2 protein-coding genes are annotated in these 665 nt (G+C 44.7%); both read left to right on the forward strand.

The genetic code is table 11. The annotated features are described in order from the left end of the window. Nucleotides 1-67: 67 nt before the first annotated feature. On the forward strand, nucleotides 68-529 hold the full coding sequence (locus DPV85_RS09895; RefSeq protein WP_111327876.1) for a gp16 family protein: 462 nt from the start codon (nucleotides 68-70) through the stop codon (nucleotides 527-529). After that, the coding region (locus DPV85_RS10050) for an HI_1489 N-terminal domain-containing protein (protein ID WP_521687653.1) at nucleotides 526-665 on the forward strand (140 nt) is incomplete at its 3' end. The genes DPV85_RS09895 and DPV85_RS10050, both read left to right, overlap by 4 nt.

Here is a 665-nt window from a genome sequence, read left to right on the forward strand (position 1 = left end):
CCCATTTACAGCCCATTTAAGCCACGTTTAAGTGGGCTGAATAATGTGTTTTAAAAAGGAATAAACAATGCATAAAACTAAACCAAAGCTGATCCAGCTAATTCATATAGCCAAGCAAAAACTGGCAATGGATGAATATAGCTACCGCGCCATGCTTGAGCGCGTTACCGGGAAAACATCATGCAAAGAAATGAGCGTGGCAGAGTTAATGAAAGTGGAAGCGGAAATGGAAGCCAAAGGATTTAAGAAAACCAGCCGCCGAAATCATTCACCAAGCGGGAAAAGTGCGGTTGTAAAAAGCAACATTGCGTACAAAATTCGCGCCATTTGGATTGAAATGAGCAAACAAGGGCTTGTGCGAGACGGGTCGGAAAATGCGCTCAATGCGTTTGTGCGCGGCGTAGTGAACCCTATTTACACTAAGCGCGGGATGAATATTCAAGTGCTTAACGTGGGGGCTTTACGCGATGATATGGCCAGTTTAGTGCTTGAGCGATTGAAAAAATGGCAAGCAAGAGGTGGTCTATGAAATTATGCCGCTGTCCTGTATGCCACTCCGATATTCATTTAGACCAACTTTTAGAAGATGAAGCGGGGCGCGAAATTTTAGGGCTGCTTACCGAGTTAAAATATGGCGTAGCCCGCCCTTTGGTTTCATACATTGC

Origin of the sequence: Haemophilus parainfluenzae (genome assembly GCF_003252725.1) — a bacterium.
GTDB lineage: Bacteria > Pseudomonadota > Gammaproteobacteria > Enterobacterales > Pasteurellaceae > Haemophilus_D > Haemophilus_D parainfluenzae_L.

Coding starts and splice junctions, on each gene's coding strand:
- DPV85_RS09895 (WP_111327876.1), top strand. CDS start 68: ATGCATAAAACTAAACCAAAGCTGATCCAGCTAATTCATATAGCCAAG.